Source organism: Pseudomonas sp. CFII68 (assembly GCF_000416195.1).
Lineage (GTDB): Bacteria > Pseudomonadota > Gammaproteobacteria > Pseudomonadales > Pseudomonadaceae > Aquipseudomonas > Aquipseudomonas kilonensis.
In genome coordinates this window covers 1-17302 of the sequence record NZ_ATLN01000115.1, presented here as the reverse complement: position 1 = coordinate 17302, position 17302 = coordinate 1, and the positions used below count along the sequence as shown (strand labels likewise).

Below are 17302 nucleotides of genomic sequence, written 5' to 3'. Positions count from 1 at the left end.
GGCTTGCCCGCGATACAGGCGACTCGATTTCTGAAAGACCGCATCGCCTGTATCGCGAGCGAGCTTTGCTCCCACAGTATCCTCGCCACAATGGAGAACCGTTCACTCAGGCAAACGTCGCCCCCCGTGTATTCACGAACAGCGAATACAACGAGTGGCTGCCGGCCATGAACAACCGATTGCCTTCCCGGCCGCCGAAGCAGACGTTGGGGCAGCGCTCCGGCAGGGAGATGTGCCCGATGGCCTTGCCTTCAGGGTTGAACACCCGCACGCCATCGAGTTTTTCCAGGTCGGCCTTGGGGTCGCCATTGCCACCCCAACCGCACCAGAGGTTGCCGCTTTCATCGCATTTGATCCCATCGATCGCCGCGTAATCCAGGCCTTCGATGTGCTTGCGCCGCTCGCCCAGCGTGCCGTCATCCTTGACCGTGATCGCCCAGATCAAGCGGTTGGGCTTGGCCCGGCCTTCGACCACGTAGAGAGTTTTTTCGTCCGGAGAAAAACACAGCCCGTTCGGCCCCGCCAGGTCATCGATCACCCGAGTGACCTTGCCGTTTTCACCATCGATGCGATACACCGCGTGGGGCTGGACAGGCGTCACTTTGTGCCCTTCGTAGTTGTTGCCGGTCTGGAACGGTGGGTCGGTGAACCAGACCGAACCATCGCGCTTGCACACGATGTCATTGGGCGAGTTGAAAGGCTTGCCCTCGAAACTGTCCGCCAGCACGGTGAGGGTGCCGTTGTGCTCGGTGCGGGTGATGCGTCGGCCTTCGCTGGCGGTGGTGGAGCCTTCGCACACCAGCAACCGGCCCTGGCGATCGCGGCACATGCCGTTGGAGAAATTGGAATTTTCGCGGTACACCGACAGGCTGCCGGTGATTTCATCCCAGCGCACGATACGGTTGTTGGGAATGTCACTGACCAGCAGGTAACGACCGTCACCGACCCACACCGGCCCTTCCGCCCAACGCAGGCCCGTGGCGAGCTTCTCCACGCTGGCGTTGAAGATGCGCAAGTCCATGAAGCTGGGGTCAAGGATGTTGATCAGCGGGTCCGGGTAACGCTGGCTCAAGGGTTCGGCCTGGGCAAGACCCGGCAGGTTGCCAAGGGCGGCGGCAGCGGCCGAGACCACCAGGGATTTTTTCAGGAAAACCCGGCGGCCCTGATCGGCGGCGGTTGCAGATTGCGAAGCATCCATCGTGCGTCTCCGTTAATTATTATTGGACGGGACGACAGTTTTACTCTGTGATAAGACATCGTACAAGCATGTGAGACGGCTCGTCCGAACAATTGATCAGTCCGGGTGCAGCGGTATACGAACGGTAAAAGTCGTGCCGACTCGCGCCTTCGAGTGAACCTCGATGGTGCCCTGATGGGCCGATACGATCGCCGAGGCGATGTGCAGACCCAGTCCGAGCCCGGCCGTGGAACCGTACTGCGCTTCACCGCTGCGCAGATTTCGGACCATTGGGTTGAAGATGTTGGCAATGGCCTCTTTCTCGATAGGCTTGCCCTGGTTGTTGATCGCGATCACGGCCATGTCCTCTTCAACGCTCAACGAAACAGTCACCGGCGTGCCTTCGGCGCCATGCTGGACGGCATTACCAATCAGGTTGGCGAACACCTGCTCCATGCGGGCCGGATCGAACAGCCCCTCCACGGCACCGGTCGTTTCAAAGAGGATTTTGCTTTCCGGGTGATAGGCCCGCGCCTCCTCCACCATGCCTTCGCAGGCGGCCACCAGATCGCCGTTGAAGCGCTGCACCGGAATGCCCGAACCCAGTTGGGTGCGGGTGAAGTCCAGCAGGTCGCCGACAATTTTGTTGGCCCGCTTGACGCTGGTGTAGATGCGCGACGTGATCTTGGTGGCTTTGGCGGGCAGGTCCCCCGCCCGCAGCAGCACTTCGGAACTCAGCAGGATCGCGCCCAAGGGGCTGCGCAGGTCATGCCCGAGAATCCCGAGAAAGATGTTGCGCGACGCATCCACCGCCCCCGAGTAACTGACGACGGACTCGGCCAAGGCCTGGTCCACGGCCTCGTTGAATCGAATCAGATCGTCCATGACCTGCTTGTGATCCAACTGCGTGTGCGGCATCCAGAGCATGAGCACGCTGGTGCGCAGGGCCCGGTATTCGGAAACCATTTGCTCCACGGTAAAACCCGAGGACTGGCGGATGACCGCATGGGTTTCGGCGGCGGTTTCGGCATCCGCCGGCGGAGCCTCCCCGTGGGACTTGGCAATTGCCTCCTTGCGCGTTTGCGAGGTGCGCAGGTCAGCGGCGATGGTGCGCAGCATCTGCTCGGCATGGTCGCGCAGGGCCACGGAGTCCATGCCTAGGGACGCAGGGGTTATGGTTTTGGCGAAGTCTTCCCACGCCTGAAGAATCGGCTCGATATTGTCGAGGATGAAATCGGCCAGGCGCATGGGTTTTTCCGCAAGTAGGGCGATGCTGTAGACGACACAGCGGCCTGATTGTTGTACAGCAAAGCACCGCACAATGTGGGTAATGCTGTTCATTTTTATTTGGTGTGTATATCCGTTATTTCGGTAACGGCGGCTGGCGGTTCCGCTCTTACAGCGGCTCACTTTTGAGAAGCGCAAAAGTAAGCAAAACGCTTCTGCCCCACCACTCGGCACCTCGCCTAGGCTCGGTGTGCCCTCACTCCGGCATTGCTCCGTGGGCCGCCGCGAAGGGCCATCCATGGCCCAGCGCGGCTATCCCGGCATCCATGCCGGGATGCCCACTGCGCAATGCCTGCGTTCGGCCAGCGTGGTTTGACGGGGCGTCGAGATCAAAATCCAAAGCAAAGCAAAGCAAAGCAAAGCAAAGCAAGAGCGCGACACGTCCAACATCTATGTAGCTGAACCACCGCCATCGCGAGCAAGCTCGCTCCCTCATTGGCCTGCGGTGAACACAAGACTCATGGACACCCAGAATCACCTGTGGGAGCTTGCTCGCGATGAGGCCGGCACATCCAACCTCTTCATCGACTGTGACACCGCCATCGCGAGCAGGCTCGCTCCCACAATGACCTGCGGTGAACACAAGACTCATGGACACCCAGAATCACCTGTGGGAGCTTGCTCGCGATGAGGCCGGCACATCCAACCTCTTCATCGACTGTGACACCGCCATCGCGAGCAGGCTCGCTCCCACAATGACCTGCGGTGAACACAAGACTCATGGACACCCAGAATCACCTGTGGGAGCTTGCTCGCGATGAGGCCGGCACATCCAACATCACCGCAAACTGCCCCTCCGCCTTCGCGAGCAAGCCCGCTCCCACAGGAGGAACGCGGTCTCCACCAAGAACCAGGCCGGCCGTTAGGCCGCCTCGCGGTGGACGTTGATCTCAGGCGCCCCGTTAACCACGCTGGCCGAACGCAGGTATTGCGCAGTGGGCACCTCGGCATGGATGCCGAGGTAGCCGCGCTGGGCCATGGATGGCCCTTCGCGGCGGCCCACGGAGCAATGCCGGAGTGAGGGCATGCCGAGCCCTAGCGAGGCACCGAGTGGTGGGGCAAAGCGTTTTTGGTTACTTTTGGCGCTCTTCCAAAAGTGACCCGCTGTAAGAGCGGAACAGCCAGCCGCCGTTACCGAAATAACGGATATACACACCAAAGCAAGTAAGTACCGAGGCAACCGCACCCATGCACCAGAACCCACAGGTCTGCGCACCTTGTCCCTTGCACCCCACGAGGTAAAAACCTTACAGTCATACGACAACCTATAACTAAAACAGCCGATCCGGGGCCTTTTGCCTTGGCGGCCGCCTTCGAGACACCTGCCATGACTCGCCCCATCGCTGCATCTGACACCCCCACACCGTTACCCCGCCACCTCGCGGTGCTCGTCCTGCTGTGCATGGGTTGTGCCTTCGCCGGCAACCACGTCGCCGCGCGGGCCGCGTTCGATGACGGTGCCGGTGTGCTGCTGGCGATCCTGCTGCGCTCGGGCGGGACGCTGCTGGTGCTGGCCGCGATGGTGCTCTGGCAACGACAAAGCCTGCGCCTGCCGCCCGGTGCGTGGCGTTGGCAATTGACGCTGGGGCTGTTGATCGGCGCCCAGAGCCTGTGCCTGTACTCCGCCGTGGCCCGGGTGCCAGTGGCGTTGGCGCTGCTGGTGGGCAACGTGTTTCCGATACTGCTGGCCTTGCTGACCTGGGCCCTGGGCGGACCACGCCCGACGGCGCGCACGGCTGCGTTGATGGGCATGATCCTGGTGGGCCTGGTGTTCGTGCTGGAAGTGCCGTCGCGGTTCTCGTCTGGGCAAGGCGTCGGCCCGCAATGGCTGCTGGGGGTGGGTCTGGCCTTTTGCGCGGCTTGTGCCTTTGCCTGCGCACTGTGGATCACCGATCACAAGTTGTCCCAGGTGCGCGGCTCGGTCCGCAGCCTGCTGACGATCTTCATCGTCTTCAGCAGCGTCAACCTCGCTGGCCTGACAGGCGCCCTGCCCGGCGGTTTCGACCTGCCAGCCAGCAACACCGGCTGGTTCGCCCTGGCGACCCTGGTGGTGCTCTATGGCACCGGGTTTACCGTGCTGTTCATTTCCGTGCCCCGCCTGGACATGCCGCGCAACGCCCCGGTGATGAACATCGAACCGCTGGCCACGCTGCTGATCGGCTGGCTGGTGCTGGACCAGATGCTCAACCCGGGCCAGGTGATGGGTGGTGCGATTGTGGTGACGGGCATCGTGCTGCTGACCTATCGCAAGGTTGAGCGGGTCAAGCAGCCCCAAGTTCAGCCGACTTCATGAACCTGACACACCGAGATGTCAGGTTTTAGGGCCGCTTCGCGCCCCAGCGGGGATAAACCCCCTCGCCACAATAGTGTTGTGCCAGCCCACAGATAGTCTTCGCCTTCCTGAAACTTGTTCCAAAACCGACAGTCCTACCCCAGCCGTGAAACCCCCGCCGATCTGCAGCGGCGGGTTTTCCAGCTGATCGGCGCCAAGCCTGGCGCTATGGCAACTCCCCCTCTTGAGCCGTTCGCCCCATGCGCCACCCTGTTCGCTCTTGCCGTTTCGTTTTGCTGTGCTTGCTTGCCCTGTTTCCTCTATTCGCCAGCCCCGCCCATGCCCGCGGCGAAAGGCAGCTGGTGGAGGCCATCAACGATTTCCGTAGCCAGTCGCGCCGTTGTGAATGGCGCACAGTACGTGCCACGCCGCCGCTGGTGCTGCGTTCAAGCCTGGGCTTGCCGATTGGCTTTCGCGGTGGCCTGCGGGACACCTTGAAAGACGCCGGCTATCAAGCCCGGGCCGTGCGCAGCATTCGCTTGACCGATGCGCGGGACGCCGAAGAAGCCTTCGACATGTTGGCCGATGAACATTGCGCAGCGCTGCTGGACAACCAGTACGCCGACATCGGCGTCAATCGGGTCGGTGATGAATGGCGCGTGGTGCTGGCGCAGCCCATGGGTGGCACACGGATGAGCGACGCGGGTGCGGCGGACAAGTCGCTGCTGGCCCAGGTCAACGCCGCCAGGGCCAAGCCACGGATGTGCGGGCGCCAGCGCTTCGCAGCGGCCCGGCCGCTGAGCTGGAACGCCGCGCTGGGAACCGCCGCCCAAGGCCACAGCCGGTCGATGGCCCGCGAGAATTATTTCGCCCATCGCGACCCGGACGGTCGCTCCTCTTCCGATCGGGCCAAGCGCGCCGGCTTTCGCGGACGCAAATTGGGCGAGAACATCGCCGCCGGACAACGCTCACCGAGCCAGGCCATGCACGATTGGCTCGCCAGCCCAGGGCACTGCGCCAACCTGATGAACCCGATGTTCACCCAGATGGGCGCAGCTTCCGCCAGCGATTCGCGCAGTGATGCGGGGGTGTACTGGACGATGGTGCTTGGCGCACCGTGATGTGATCCCGACTTGCATACACCATTGTGGCGAGGGGATTTATCCCCTCGCCACAGAGACATCCCCTCGACACAGGTTTAACCATTGGTTTCGGGTCAGAGGCGAATGTCAGCCGCCGCCACCACATCGATCCGCGACACCGCACTGCTCAGCCGCCCCAATCGGTTGTTGTGATTGGCAATGATCTGCTCGGCGGCCATGCTGCCGTTGTCCACCGTGGAGTGGGCATCGGCCGCCAGAACCACGTCGTACCCCAGGGCATGGGCCTGGCGCACGGTGGCGTTGACGCAATAGTCGGTTTGCAGCCCGCAGATCACTAGGCGGTCGATGCCTCGGGCCTGCAACAACGGTTGCAGGTCGGTCTGGTAGAAGGCATCGGGGGTGGTCTTGCGCACCCGCAGGTCATCGGCAGCGGTCAACAGGTCGTCGGCCAGTTGCCAGGCGGCAGAACCATACGTCAACGAACCTTCCAACTCTTCGTGCTGGATCAGGATCACCGTCAAGCCGAGGGCCCGGGTTTTGGCCGCCAGCTCGTTGATGGTCCGGATGATGCGCTGGCTGTCGAAGCATTCCTCTTCGCCTGAGCACAGCGCGTTCTGGACATCGATGATCAGCAATGCGGTGTTCATGACCTTCCCTCTTCAAGCAATATCGGAGCCGTGCGATGACTCAATACCCCAGCGACAACCCGGTGTTGCGACGGGGGTCGTTGGCGCCATAGAAGCGGTTCTTGCCCACCGGTTTGCCACCCAATGACGGCGCACCGACCAGGATCGCGGCAATGTGGTTGGGGTCCTGCGGGCCGGCAAACTTGTGCCCCCAGCTCTCCAGCAGCTTGCGGGTATCCGGGCTGGCCGCAAAGGTCTCCAGGTTGGTTTCCTCCGGCATCCACTGCTGGTGGAAACGCGGTGCGTCGACAGCCTCCTGGAGGTTCATGCCGTAGTCGATCACATTGAGGATAGTCAGCAATGTCGCGGTGATGATCCGGCTGCCGCCCGGGGTACCCACCACCATGACCGTCTTGCCGTCCTTGGTGACAATGGTCGGACTCATGGACGACAGCGGCGCCTTGCCCGGCGCGATGGCGTTGGCTTCGCCCTGCACCAGGCCATACATGTTGGGCACGCCGACCTTGGCGGTGAAGTCGTCCATTTCATCGTTGAGAATCACCCCGGTTTTGCTCGCCATGACACCGGCACCGAACCAGTCGTTCAGGGTGTAGGTGACCGAAACGGCATTGCCCCACTTATCGACGATGGAGTAATGGGTGGTGTTGCTGCCCTCATGGGGCGCCACGCCGGGCTTGATCTTCTGCGAGTCGCCGGCCTGTTGCGGCTCGATCGCGGCCCGCAGCTTGGCGGCGTAGTTTTTATCCAGCAGATGGTCGATGGGGTTCTTCACGAAGTCCGGGTCACCCAGGTAACTGTTGCGGTCCACGTAGGCGTGGCGCATGGCTTCGATCTGATAGTGCATGCCCTGGGCCGAATGGAACCCCAGGTCCTTCATCGGATAACCGTCGAGGATGTTCATGATCTGGCACAGCACCACGCCACCGGAACTGGGCGGCGGCGCCGAGATGATGTGGTAGCCGCGGTAGTCGCACTCCACCGGAGCCAGTTCGCGGGTCTTGTACTTGTCCAGGTCGGCCTGGGTGATGATGCCTTTGTTGGCCTGGCTGGAGGTGACCAGGGCATCGGCGACCCAGCCCTTGTAGAAGCCGTCGGCGCCCTTGGCGGAGATTTCCCGCAGGGTCTTGGCGAGGTCTTTTTGCACCAGCTTCTGGCCGACCTGCATGGGCTCGCCGTTGTGCAGGAAGATCGCTCCGGAGTCGCGTATGTCCTTCTTGAACACATCGGTGGCAGTTTCCAGCAGATCGACATCGCCCTGCTCCAGGGTGAAGCCTTCGTCGGCGAACTTGATCGCCGGAGCGATCAGTTCCGCCCGGGGTTTGCTGCCGTATTTGCTCAACGCCAGTTCCATGCCGGACACGGTGCCGGGCACACCCACTGCCAGGTGCCCGCGGGTGCTGAGTTCGGGCACGACGTTGCCGTCCTTGTCCAGGTACATGTTGGCGGTGGCGGCCAGGGGGGCCTTTTCGCGGAAATCCAGGAACGTCTTACGGCCATCGGCCAGTTGCAGGGTCATGAACCCACCCCCGCCCAGGTTACCCGCCGCCGGATACACCACCGCCAGGGCATACCCCACCGCCACCGCCGCATCCACGGCATTGCCGCCGTTCTTGAGCACATCGACACCCACGTGGGTCGCCAGGTGCTGGGCGGTGACCACCATGCCGTTCTCGGCAGCCACTGGCGCCTGGGAGGCGGCTTGGGCATACAAACAGCTGAGGGTCAGGGTGGTGGCAACGAGGGTCCGGGCAAAGGATTCGAACTTCATGAGTCGGCCTCTTCTTGTTTTAAAAAGTCGGGGGATCGCATCAAGAGCACAAGTGTCCTGTATCACCTGTGGGAGCAAGGCTTGCCCGCGATGGCATCGCCTCGGTTTTTCAGTCACGCCGAGGTGCCTGCATCGCGGGCAAGCCTTGCTCCCACAGGAGTCCTGGTTTTTACAGGAGTTCTGGTTTTTAAAAGAGCCTTCTGTGGGAGCGAGGGAATCCTGTGGGAGCAAAGCTTGCTCGCGATAAACGATAACGCGGTATAGCTGGTCGCCGCCGGCCAGCCTTTGCTATCATGCGCGCGCTCTTTCGCGGGTAAACCTGAGTAAAGCACTAGGTCTTATACTTGACTTAAATACTCGGGAATTGCATACTCGCCCCCATTCCGAACTCCGTGGTAATTGTCCATGCGACTGACTACAAAAGGCCGATACGCCGTGACCGCAATGCTGGATCTGGCATTGCATGCGCAGCACGGGCCGGTGTCCCTGGCCGATATCTCCGAGCGCCAGGGCATTTCCCTGTCCTACCTTGAACAGCTGTTCGCCAAGCTGCGCCGCAGCAACCTGGTTTCCAGCGTTCGCGGCCCAGGCGGCGGCTACCAGCTGTCGCGCGACATGCAGGGCATCCAGGTTGCCCAGGTGATCGATGCGGTGAACGAATCGGTCGATGCGACCAAATGCCAGGGCCTTGGCGACTGCCATGGCGGCGATACTTGCCTGACCCACCACTTGTGGTGCGACCTCAGCCTGCAGATTCACGAATTTCTAAGCGGTATCAGCTTGGCTGACCTTGTAACTCGTCGTGAGGTGCAAGAAGTAGCCCAGCGTCAGGACCAGCGCCGTTGCAATAGCAAGACGCTGCACCTGGACAAGATTGAAGCGTCCGCCGTCGAATGACTGCCGCAGAGCACGCGGAACGCCAGCCAGCCTGATTTAGGAGAAAGTCCATGAAATTGCCGATTTACCTTGATTACTCTGCGACCACCCCGGTTGATCCGCGTGTTGCGCAAAAAATGAGTGAATGCCTGCTGGTCGACGGAAACTTCGGTAACCCGGCGTCCCGTTCCCACGTGTTCGGCTGGAAGGCCGAAGAGTCGGTCGAAAACGCCCGTCGCCAGGTCGCCGACCTGGTCAACGCCGACCCGCGTGAAATCGTCTGGACCTCCGGTGCCACCGAGTCCGACAACCTGGCAATCAAGGGTGTCGCGCACTTCTATCACACCAAGGGCAAGCACCTGATCACCTCCAAGATCGAGCACAAGGCTGTCCTGGACACCATGCGCCAACTGGAGCGTGAAGGCTTCGAAGTCACCTACATCGAGCCCGGTGAAGACGGCATCATCACCCCAGCCATGGTCGAAGCCGCCCTGCGCGACGACACCATCCTGGTTTCGATCATGCATGTGAACAACGAAATCGGCACCGTCAACGACATCGCCGCCATCGGCGAGCTGACCCGCTCCAAGGGCGTCCTGTTCCACGTCGACGGCGCGCAGTCCACCGGCAAGGTCGACATCGACCTGTCCAAGCTGAAAGTCGACCTGATGTCGTTCTCGGCCCACAAGACCTACGGTCCTAAAGGGATCGGCGCCCTGTACGTCAGCCGCAAGCCGCGTGTTCGCATCGAAGCGACCATGCACGGCGGCGGTCACGAGCGTGGCATGCGTTCCGGCACCCTGGCGACCCACCAGATCGTCGGCATGGGTGAGGCCTTCCGTGTAGCCAAGGAAGACATGGCTGCCGAGAACGTACGCATCCAGGCCCTGAGCGACCGCTTCTTCAAGCAGGTCGAGCACCTGGAAGAACTCTACGTCAACGGCAGCCTGACCGCCCGCGTACCGCACAACCTGAACCTGAGCTTCAACTATGTTGAAGGCGAGTCGCTGATCATGGCGCTCAAGGATCTGGCCGTGTCGTCCGGTTCGGCCTGCACCTCGGCATCGCTGGAGCCTTCGTACGTACTGCGCGCCCTGGGCCGCAACGACGAACTGGCCCACAGTTCGATCCGCTTCACCTTCGGTCGCTTCACCACCGAAGAAGAAATCGATTACGCCGCGCAGAAAGTCTGCGAGGCCGTTACCAAGCTGCGCGCTCTGTCGCCGCTGTGGGACATGTACAAAGACGGCGTCGACATTTCGAAAATCGAGTGGGCGGCGCACTGAAGAAGTCGCCACCAGAGCGACTCACTGATGAGGATTGAAGCAAATGGCATATAGCGAAAAGGTCATCGACCACTACGAGAACCCGCGCAACGTCGGCAAGATGGACGCGCAGGATCCTGATGTCGGCACCGGCATGGTCGGCGCTCCGGCGTGCGGCGACGTCATGCGCCTGCAGATCAAGGTCAACGAGCAAGGCATCATCGAAGATGCCAAGTTCAAGACCTATGGCTGCGGTTCCGCCATCGCGTCCAGCTCCCTGGCCACCGAGTGGATGAAGGGCAAGACCCTTGATGAAGCTGAAACCATCAAGAACACCCAGCTGGCCGAAGAACTGGCCCTGCCGCCAGTGAAGATCCACTGCTCGGTACTCGCCGAAGACGCCATCAAGGCCGCCGTTCGCGATTACAAGCAGAAGAAAGGCTTGATCTGATCCGCGCATTGGTAAGGAGTTTTCATGGCTATCCAGATGACAGAAGCGGCAGCTAACCATATCCAGCGCTCACTTGCGGGGCGCGGCAAGGGCGAGGGTATCCGCCTGGGTGTTCGCACCACGGGCTGTTCTGGCCTCGCCTATGTACTGGAATTCGTCGACGAAGTGGGCGAAGACGATCAGGTATTCGAGAGTCATGGTCAGAAAGTGATCATCGACCCGAAAAGCCTGACGTACCTGGACGGCACCGAACTGGATTTCGTCAAGGAAGGGTTGAACGAAGGCTTCAAGTTCAACAACCCCAACGTGCGCGGTGAGTGTGGCTGCGGCGAAAGCTTCAACATCTGAGGCGGCTTGTGGGTACTCCTTGTCATTTTGCGTTGTTCCAGATGCAGCCTGCGTTCCAGCTGGATCTCGATCAGTTGTCCGCGCGTTACCTTGAATTGGCCCGTGGCGTCCATCCCGACCGCTTTGCCGATGCTTCCGAGGCGGAGCAGCGGCGGGCGCTCGAGCAGTCGGCGAACCTCAATGAGGCCTACCAGACGCTCAAGCTCCCGGCCAAGCGCGCGCGGTACTTGCTCGCCATCAGCGGCCATGAGTTGCCGCTGGAGGTCACGGTCCATGATCCCGAGTTTCTTTTGCAGCAGATGCAGTGGCGCGAAGAGCTCGAGGACCTGCAGGACAGCGCCGACCTGGCCGGTGTCGCGGTATTCAAGCGTCGCTTGAAAGACGCCCAGCAAACACTGAACGAAAGCTTCGCAGCCTGCTGGAACGATGCCGCGCAACGCGAACAGGCCGAGCGCCTGATGCGGCGCATGCAGTTTCTCGACAAGCTCACCTATGAAGTGCGCCAGCTCGAAGAGCGCCTCGACGATTAACCCAGTGCCGCTCCGGTCGCACGCCTGATTACAGATAAGTCCTGATTACGATGGCCCTACTGCAGATCGCCGAACCCGGCCAAAGTCCACAACCGCACCAGCGTCGCCTGGCTGTCGGGATCGACTTGGGTACCACCAATTCCCTGGTCGCTGCCTTGCGCAGCGGTCTTTCCGAACCGCTGGCCGACGAGCAGGGGCGGGTGATCCTGCCATCCGCCGTGCGCTATCACGCCGATCGCGTCGAAGTGGGCGAGTCGGCCAAGCTGGCCGCGGCCACCGACCCTTTCAACACTATTGTTTCGGTCAAGCGCTTGATGGGTCGTGGTCTGTCCGACGTCAAGCAATTGGGCGACCAACTGCCGTACCGCTTCGTCGGTGGCGAATCCCACATGCCGTTCATCGAAACCGTACAGGGCCCGAAAAGCCCGGTCGAGGTTTCCGCCGACATCCTCAAGGTCCTGCGCCAGCGCGCCGAAGCGGCATTGGGCGGTGAATTGGTGGGTGCGGTCATCACCGTGCCGGCCTATTTCGACGACGCCCAGCGCCAAGCCACCAAGGACGCGGCCAAGCTCGCCGGCCTGAACGTGCTGCGCCTGCTCAACGAGCCGACGGCCGCTGCGGTGGCGTACGGCCTGGACCAGCATGCCGAAGGCCTGGTCGCGATCTACGATCTGGGCGGCGGTACGTTCGATATTTCGATCCTGCGCCTGACCGGCGGTGTCTTCGAAGTCCTGGCTACCGGTGGCGACAGCGCCCTGGGCGGCGATGACTTCGACCATGCCATTGCTGGCTGGATCATCGAGCAAGCCGGTTTGTCCGCCGACCTCGATCCAGGTGCGCAACGCCATTTGCTGCAAACCGCCTGCGCCGCCAAGGAAGCCTTGACCGACGCCGCCACGGTTGAAGTCGCTTATGGCGACTGGAAAGCCGCGCTGACCCGCGAAGCCTTCGATGCCCTGATCGAGCCCATGGTCGCCCGCAGCCTCAAGGCCTGCCGCCGTGCCGTGCGCGATTCCGGCGTAGAGCTGGAAGACGTCAAGGCCGTGGTCATGGTCGGTGGTTCGACCCGTGTGCCTCGGGTTCGCGAAGCCGTTGCCGAGGCCTTTGGCCGTCAGCCGCTGACTGAAATCGACCCGGACCAGGTGGTTGCCATCGGCGCCGCGATCCAGGCCGATACCCTGGCTGGCAACAAGCGCGATGGCGGCGAACTGCTGCTGCTTGACGTGATTCCGTTGTCCCTGGGCCTGGAAACCATGGGCGGCCTGATGGAGAAGGTGATTCCGCGCAACACCACCATCCCCGTTGCTCGCGCCCAGGACTTCACCACCTATAAAGACGGCCAGTCGGCCATGATGGTCCACGTGCTGCAAGGCGAGCGTGAGCTGATCAGCGACTGCCGCTCCCTGGCTCGTTTCGAATTGCGCGGCATCCCGCCGATGGTGGCGGGTGCGGCGAAGATCCGCGTGACCTTCCAGGTCGACGCCGACGGCTTGCTCAACGTCTCTGCCCGCGAACTGGGTTCGGGCGTGGAGGCGAGCATCCAGGTCAAGCCGTCCTATGGCCTGACCGACGGCGAAATCGCCAAGATGCTCAAGGATTCGTTCCAGCATGCCAGCGACGACAAGGTGGCGCGTGTGCTGCGCGAGCAACAGGTCGACGCCCAGCGCCTGATCGAGGCCGTGCAAGGTGCCCTTGAGGCTGACGGCGAGCGCTTGCTGGATGCCGAAGAGCGCATGGTCATCGAGCTGCAGATGCAGGAATTGTCCGAATTGATCAAAGGCACCGATGGTTATGCCATCGAGCAGCAGACCAAGCGTCTGTCGCACGTCACCGATGCCTTTGCTGCCCGCCGCCTGGACTCGACGGTGAAAGCCGCCCTGGCGGGGCGCAACCTGAATGAAATCGAGGAATAACTGATGCCGCAGGTGATTTTTCTGCCTCACGAGAAGTTCTGTCCGGAGGGCATGGTCGTGGAGGCTGAGCCGGGAATCTCCATTCTCGAGCTGGCCCATGAGCACCATATCGAGATGGAAAGTGCCTGTGGCGGCGTCTGCGCCTGCACGACGTGCCATTGCATCATTCGTGAGGGCTTCGATTCGCTGGAAGAAGCGGACGATCTGGAGGAAGATTTCCTTGATCGGGCCTGGGGCCTGGAAGCGCAATCGCGCCTGGGTTGCCAAGCCATCGTCGGCACCGAAGACCTGACCGTCGAAATCCCGAAATATTCGCTTAACCATGCGGCCGAAGCGCCGCACTGATGGTGACACTGTCATGAGCTATGGTTGGAATGATGTACAACGCATCGCAGAAGAACTGGCCGAAGCCAAGCCGGACGTGGATCCGTTGACTGTTAATTTTGTCGATCTGCAGCACTGGATCATGGAGCTTCCCGATTTCGACAGCACCTCTGGCCGTTGTGGCGAGAAGGTCTTGGAAGCGGTTCAGGCGCTCTGGATCGAAGAAATCGACTGATCGACCTGGCAGGTTAGGCAATACCCCTGAACCCGCGTATAATTCGCGGGTTTAATTTTTCGCAAATTACCGTTTCTGGAGTTACACCATGGCTGTTCAACGTACTTTCTCCATCATCAAGCCTGACGCCGTTGCTAAAAACGTGATCGGCAAGATCGTTACCCGCTTCGAAGACGCTGGCCTGCGCGTTGTAGCTTCGAAAATGAAGCAACTGTCCAAGGCCGAAGCCGAAGGCTTCTACGCTGAGCACAGCGAGCGCGGTTTCTTCGGTGAGCTGGTTGCCTTCATGACTTCCGGTCCGGTTGTCGTTCAGGTGCTGGAAGGCGAAAACGCTATCGCTCGCAACCGTGAGCTGATGGGCGCTACCAACCCTAAAGAAGCTGCTGCTGGCACCATCCGTGCTGACTTCGCCGAGTCCATCGACGCCAACGCCGTTCACGGTTCGGACTCCGAAGCCGCTGCTGCTCGCGAAATCGCTTACTTTTTCGCCGCTACTGAAGTAACCGCTCGCTAAGCATTGGCTTAAGAGTGAAGGTGAATCCATGACTACATCGACTGTTAAAACCAACCTGCTGGGGCTGACCCAACAGGAAATGGAAAAATTCTTCGACTCGATCGGGGAGAAGCGTTTCCGTGCCGGCCAGGTGATGAAATGGATTCACCACTTTGGCGTCGACGACTTCGACGCCATGACGAATGTCAGCAAGGCCTTGCGCGAAAAGCTCAAGACCGTTGCTGAAATTCGCGGTCCGGAAGTGGTCAGCGAGGACATCTCCAGCGACGGCACCCGCAAGTGGGTGGTGCGCGTGGCGTCCGGCAGCTGCGTCGAGACCGTTTACATTCCCCAGGGAAAACGCGGCACCTTGTGCGTTTCGTCCCAGGCAGGCTGTGCCCTGGATTGCAGTTTCTGCTCCACCGGCAAGCAAGGCTTCAATAGCAACCTCACCGCCGCCGAAGTGATCGGCCAGGTGTGGATTGCCAACAAATCCTTTGGCAGCGTCCCGGCGACCGTCGACCGTGCCATCACCAACGTGGTGATGATGGGCATGGGTGAGCCGCTGCTGAACTTCGACAACGTCATCGCGGCCATGCATCTGATGATGGATGACCTGGGCTATGGCATCTCCAAGCGCCGGGTGACCCTGTCCACCTCGGGCGTGGTGCCGATGATCGATGAGCTGGCCAAGCACATCGACGTCTCCCTGGCGTTGTCGCTGCACGCACCCAATGACGCATTGCGTAACCAATTGGTGCCGATCAACAAGAAGTATCCGCTTAAGATGCTGCTCGAGTCGTGCCAGCGCTACATGTCGTCCCTGGGCGAAAAGCGCGTGCTGACCATCGAGTACACGCTGCTCAAGGATGTGAACGACAAGGTCGAACACGCGGTCGAGATGATCGAGCTGCTCAAGAACATCCCGTGCAAGATCAACCTGATCCCGTTCAACCCGTTCCCGCATTCCGGTTATGAGCGTCCGAGCAACAACGCGATTCGTCGCTTCCAGGATCAGCTTCACCACGCTGGCTTCAACGTCACCGTGCGCACCACTCGCGGCGAAGACATCGACGCCGCCTGTGGCCAATTGGTAGGACAGGTGCTGGATCGCACCCGTCGCAGCGAGCGTTACATTGCCGTGCGTGAGTTGAACGCCGCGGACGATGTGGTGCAAAACGCTGCGAACAGTCACTAAGAGAGGAACTCTATGTCCCTGCGCTTCGCGCTCGTTTTGCTGTTGGCCGGCCTTTGTTCCGGTTGTGTCCTGTCGGGTGACTACAACCCGATGAGGACCAGCAAAGGGCGCGACGAGGCGCGTGTGGCCTACGTGCAACTGGGCATTGGCTACCTGCAGCAGGGCATGACCGAACGGGCCAAGGTGCCGCTCAAGAAAGCCCTGGAGCTGGACGATTCCGACCCGGATGCCAACGCGGCCCTGGCCCTGGTGTTCCAGGCCGAGATGGAACCGGAGCTGGCCGACCAGCATTTTCGCAAGGCGCTGTCTGCCCGCCCGCAAGACGCACGGATCCTGAACAACTACGGCAGCTTTCTTTTCGAGCAGAAACGCTTCAAAGAAGCCTACGAGCGCTTCGAGCAGGCCGCCGCCGACACCCTTTACCCTGAGCGTTCGCGGGTTTTCGAAAACCTCGGCATGACGGCCGCGCAGCTGGGCCAGCGTGACCTGGCCCGCCAGCAGCTGGAAAAGGCGCTGCGGCTCAACCGCCAGCAACCGCGGGCGCTGCTCGAAATGGCTGAGTTGTCTTACGAAGACAGGCATTATGTGCCCGCGCGTGACTACTACGAGCGTTTTAGCCTGCTGAGTGAGCAAAATGCACGTAGTCTATTGCTCGGCGTTCGGCTGGCACATGTGTTTGAAGATCGCGACAAGGCTGCAAGTTACGGCCTGCAACTCAAAAGACTCTATCCCGGTACGCCGGAATATCAGCAATACCTGTCGGAGCAATGATGAAAGCGGCGCATCCCGAAGTTGTAGCAGCGACTCGCGTAAATCCTGGTGAGACCCTGCGTCAAGCCCGCGAAAGCAATGGTTGGTCGCTGGCCGAAGTAGCCCTCAAGCTCAATCTCACCGTGGCTTCCCTGGGCAATCTGGAAGCGGGCGCGTTCGACAAGCTGCCTGGGCACACCTTCGCCCGGGGCTACATCCGCGCCTATGCCAAGTTGCTCGGCAAGGACCAGACCGTGCTGGTCCAGCAATTCGATCAATACACCGGTTCCGATGCCCAGGGCAGCAGCGTGCACAGCCTGGGTCGCATCGAGGAGCCGGTTCGCGTTTCCCACACCATTTTGCGAATCGTCAGCCTGTTGCTGCTGATCGCGGTGATTGGCGGCGGTTTTGTCTGGTGGCAGGACCAGGCGTCCTTGCGCAGCAAGGAGCCGGTCGCCATGAACCCTGAGCACGTTGAGGTCGAGGGCGCCGACGGCACCACCCAGATCCATCCGCTGGACGAGCCGGAAGACCAGGCTGTCGTCGAAGGCCAGGCCGAAGGCGAAACCGCCCTGGCGTTGCCACAGGGCCAGGACGCCGCTGATGCCCAGGCGGGTGCCGAGCCGGCTGTTCCAGCCCCGGCACCCGCTGCACCGACAGCGCCG

19 protein-coding genes are annotated in these 17302 nt (G+C 61.3%); 14 read left to right on the top strand and 5 right to left on the bottom strand.

All coding sequences use genetic code 11. From position 1 onward, the window contains the following. Positions 1 to 106 precede the first annotated feature (106 nt). The 3 genes from CFII68_RS06020 to CFII68_RS27580 form a co-directional block, all read right to left on the bottom strand. A complete protein-coding gene (locus CFII68_RS06020) occupies positions 107 to 1198 on the bottom strand; it encodes an SMP-30/gluconolactonase/LRE family protein (protein ID WP_018611598.1) in 1092 nt (363 codons plus the stop codon). A gap of 96 nt (positions 1199 to 1294) precedes the next feature. Beyond that, positions 1295 to 2425 (bottom strand): sensor histidine kinase, encoded by a 1131-nt coding sequence (locus CFII68_RS06025; RefSeq protein ID WP_018611597.1) that lies wholly within the window; start codon positions 2423 to 2425, stop codon positions 1295 to 1297. A gap of 901 nt (positions 2426 to 3326) precedes the next feature. After that, positions 3327 to 3491 carry a hypothetical protein gene (locus CFII68_RS27580; protein ID WP_156886108.1) on the bottom strand — a complete coding sequence of 55 codons (165 nt, stop codon included), beginning with the start codon at positions 3489 to 3491 and terminating at the stop codon, positions 3327 to 3329. Between the two features lie 300 nt (positions 3492 to 3791). On the opposite strand from CFII68_RS27580, the gene CFII68_RS06035 reads away from it, so the two are divergent. After that, on the top strand, positions 3792 to 4757 hold the full coding sequence (locus CFII68_RS06035; protein ID WP_033062828.1) for a DMT family transporter: 966 nt from the start codon (positions 3792 to 3794) through the stop codon (positions 4755 to 4757). Between the two features lie 239 nt (positions 4758 to 4996). Then, entirely contained in the window at positions 4997 to 5857 is an 861-nt protein-coding gene (locus tag CFII68_RS06040; RefSeq protein ID WP_018611590.1) for a CAP domain-containing protein, read from the top strand. Positions 5858 to 5952: 95 nt separating this feature from the next. On the opposite strand, the gene CFII68_RS06045 is transcribed toward CFII68_RS06040, so the two are convergent. Both CFII68_RS06045 and ggt read right to left on the bottom strand, forming a co-directional pair. Further along, positions 5953 to 6486 (bottom strand): cysteine hydrolase family protein, encoded by a 534-nt coding sequence (locus CFII68_RS06045; RefSeq protein WP_018611588.1) that lies wholly within the window; start codon positions 6484 to 6486, stop codon positions 5953 to 5955. A gap of 40 nt (positions 6487 to 6526) precedes the next feature. Next, on the bottom strand, positions 6527 to 8254 hold the full coding sequence (gene ggt, locus CFII68_RS06050) for a gamma-glutamyltransferase (protein ID WP_018611585.1): 1728 nt from the start codon (positions 8252 to 8254) through the stop codon (positions 6527 to 6529). 405 nt (positions 8255 to 8659) lie between these two features. Between ggt and iscR the strand changes: the two genes are divergently transcribed. From iscR to CFII68_RS06110, 12 genes are all read left to right on the top strand, one after another. Continuing rightward, the gene (iscR, locus tag CFII68_RS06055; RefSeq protein WP_018611583.1) at positions 8660 to 9151 is read left to right on the top strand and encodes a Fe-S cluster assembly transcriptional regulator IscR; all 492 of its coding nucleotides are present in this window, start codon (positions 8660 to 8662) and stop codon (positions 9149 to 9151) included. A 50-nt stretch (positions 9152 to 9201) separates the two neighbouring features. Beyond that, positions 9202 to 10416, top strand: coding sequence for an IscS subfamily cysteine desulfurase (locus tag CFII68_RS06060; protein ID WP_018611581.1), 1215 nt, complete (start codon positions 9202 to 9204; stop codon positions 10414 to 10416). A 43-nt stretch (positions 10417 to 10459) separates the two neighbouring features. Continuing rightward, on the top strand, positions 10460 to 10846 hold the full coding sequence (iscU, locus tag CFII68_RS06065) for a Fe-S cluster assembly scaffold IscU (protein WP_003185157.1): 387 nt from the start codon (positions 10460 to 10462) through the stop codon (positions 10844 to 10846). A gap of 24 nt (positions 10847 to 10870) precedes the next feature. After that, a complete protein-coding gene (iscA, locus tag CFII68_RS06070; protein ID WP_003185155.1) occupies positions 10871 to 11194 on the top strand; it encodes an iron-sulfur cluster assembly protein IscA in 324 nt (107 codons plus the stop codon). Between the two features lie 8 nt (positions 11195 to 11202). Continuing rightward, positions 11203 to 11724 (top strand): co-chaperone HscB, encoded by a 522-nt coding sequence (gene hscB / locus CFII68_RS06075; protein WP_018611578.1) that lies wholly within the window; start codon positions 11203 to 11205, stop codon positions 11722 to 11724. A gap of 50 nt (positions 11725 to 11774) precedes the next feature. Then, positions 11775 to 13637 (top strand): Fe-S protein assembly chaperone HscA, encoded by a 1863-nt coding sequence (gene hscA, locus CFII68_RS06080; RefSeq protein WP_018611577.1) that lies wholly within the window; start codon positions 11775 to 11777, stop codon positions 13635 to 13637. Between the two features lie 3 nt (positions 13638 to 13640). Further along, positions 13641 to 13982 (top strand): ISC system 2Fe-2S type ferredoxin, encoded by a 342-nt coding sequence (gene fdx, locus CFII68_RS06085; protein WP_018611575.1) that lies wholly within the window; start codon positions 13641 to 13643, stop codon positions 13980 to 13982. 13 nt (positions 13983 to 13995) lie between these two features. After that, positions 13996 to 14196: a Fe-S cluster assembly protein IscX gene (gene iscX / locus CFII68_RS06090; protein WP_018611573.1), complete on the top strand. Its 201-nt coding sequence runs from the start codon at positions 13996 to 13998 to the stop codon at positions 14194 to 14196. Between the two features lie 88 nt (positions 14197 to 14284). After that, entirely contained in the window at positions 14285 to 14710 is a 426-nt protein-coding gene (gene ndk, locus CFII68_RS06095; protein WP_003185145.1) for a nucleoside-diphosphate kinase, read from the top strand. A gap of 28 nt (positions 14711 to 14738) precedes the next feature. Next, complete coding sequence (gene rlmN / locus CFII68_RS06100) at positions 14739 to 15887, top strand: 23S rRNA (adenine(2503)-C(2))-methyltransferase RlmN (protein WP_018611569.1); 1149 nt, start codon at positions 14739 to 14741, stop codon at positions 15885 to 15887. 12 nt (positions 15888 to 15899) lie between these two features. Then, positions 15900 to 16658, top strand: coding sequence for a type IV pilus biogenesis/stability protein PilW (gene pilW, locus CFII68_RS06105; protein WP_018611567.1), 759 nt, complete (start codon positions 15900 to 15902; stop codon positions 16656 to 16658). After that, on the top strand, positions 16658 to 17302 hold a 645-nt coding region (locus CFII68_RS06110; RefSeq protein WP_018611565.1), incomplete at its 3' end, for a helix-turn-helix domain-containing protein. The genes pilW and CFII68_RS06110, both read left to right, overlap by 1 nt.

Excerpts from the sequence above, each read along its gene's own strand:
- CFII68_RS06035 (WP_033062828.1), top strand. The coding sequence starts at position 3,792 with ATGACTCGCCCCATCGCTGCATCTGACACCCCCACACCGTTACCCCGC.
- CFII68_RS27580 (WP_156886108.1), bottom strand. The coding sequence starts at position 3,491 with ATGCCCTCACTCCGGCATTGCTCCGTGGGCCGCCGCGAAGGGCCATCC.
- ndk (WP_003185145.1), top strand. The coding sequence starts at position 14,285 with ATGGCTGTTCAACGTACTTTCTCCATCATCAAGCCTGACGCCGTTGCT.
- iscX (WP_018611573.1), top strand. The coding sequence starts at position 13,996 with ATGAGCTATGGTTGGAATGATGTACAACGCATCGCAGAAGAACTGGCC.
- CFII68_RS06060 (WP_018611581.1), top strand. The coding sequence starts at position 9,202 with ATGAAATTGCCGATTTACCTTGATTACTCTGCGACCACCCCGGTTGAT.
- iscU (WP_003185157.1), top strand. The coding sequence starts at position 10,460 with ATGGCATATAGCGAAAAGGTCATCGACCACTACGAGAACCCGCGCAAC.
- fdx (WP_018611575.1), top strand. The coding sequence starts at position 13,641 with ATGCCGCAGGTGATTTTTCTGCCTCACGAGAAGTTCTGTCCGGAGGGC.
- CFII68_RS06025 (WP_018611597.1), bottom strand. The coding sequence starts at position 2,425 with ATGCGCCTGGCCGATTTCATCCTCGACAATATCGAGCCGATTCTTCAG.
- hscA (WP_018611577.1), top strand. The coding sequence starts at position 11,775 with ATGGCCCTACTGCAGATCGCCGAACCCGGCCAAAGTCCACAACCGCAC.
- pilW (WP_018611567.1), top strand. The coding sequence starts at position 15,900 with ATGTCCCTGCGCTTCGCGCTCGTTTTGCTGTTGGCCGGCCTTTGTTCC.
- iscA (WP_003185155.1), top strand. The coding sequence starts at position 10,871 with ATGGCTATCCAGATGACAGAAGCGGCAGCTAACCATATCCAGCGCTCA.
- CFII68_RS06020 (WP_018611598.1), bottom strand. The coding sequence starts at position 1,198 with ATGGATGCTTCGCAATCTGCAACCGCCGCCGATCAGGGCCGCCGGGTT.
- rlmN (WP_018611569.1), top strand. The coding sequence starts at position 14,739 with ATGACTACATCGACTGTTAAAACCAACCTGCTGGGGCTGACCCAACAG.
- CFII68_RS06040 (WP_018611590.1), top strand. The coding sequence starts at position 4,997 with ATGCGCCACCCTGTTCGCTCTTGCCGTTTCGTTTTGCTGTGCTTGCTT.
- ggt (WP_018611585.1), bottom strand. The coding sequence starts at position 8,254 with ATGAAGTTCGAATCCTTTGCCCGGACCCTCGTTGCCACCACCCTGACC.
- iscR (WP_018611583.1), top strand. The coding sequence starts at position 8,660 with ATGCGACTGACTACAAAAGGCCGATACGCCGTGACCGCAATGCTGGAT.
- CFII68_RS06045 (WP_018611588.1), bottom strand. The coding sequence starts at position 6,486 with ATGAACACCGCATTGCTGATCATCGATGTCCAGAACGCGCTGTGCTCA.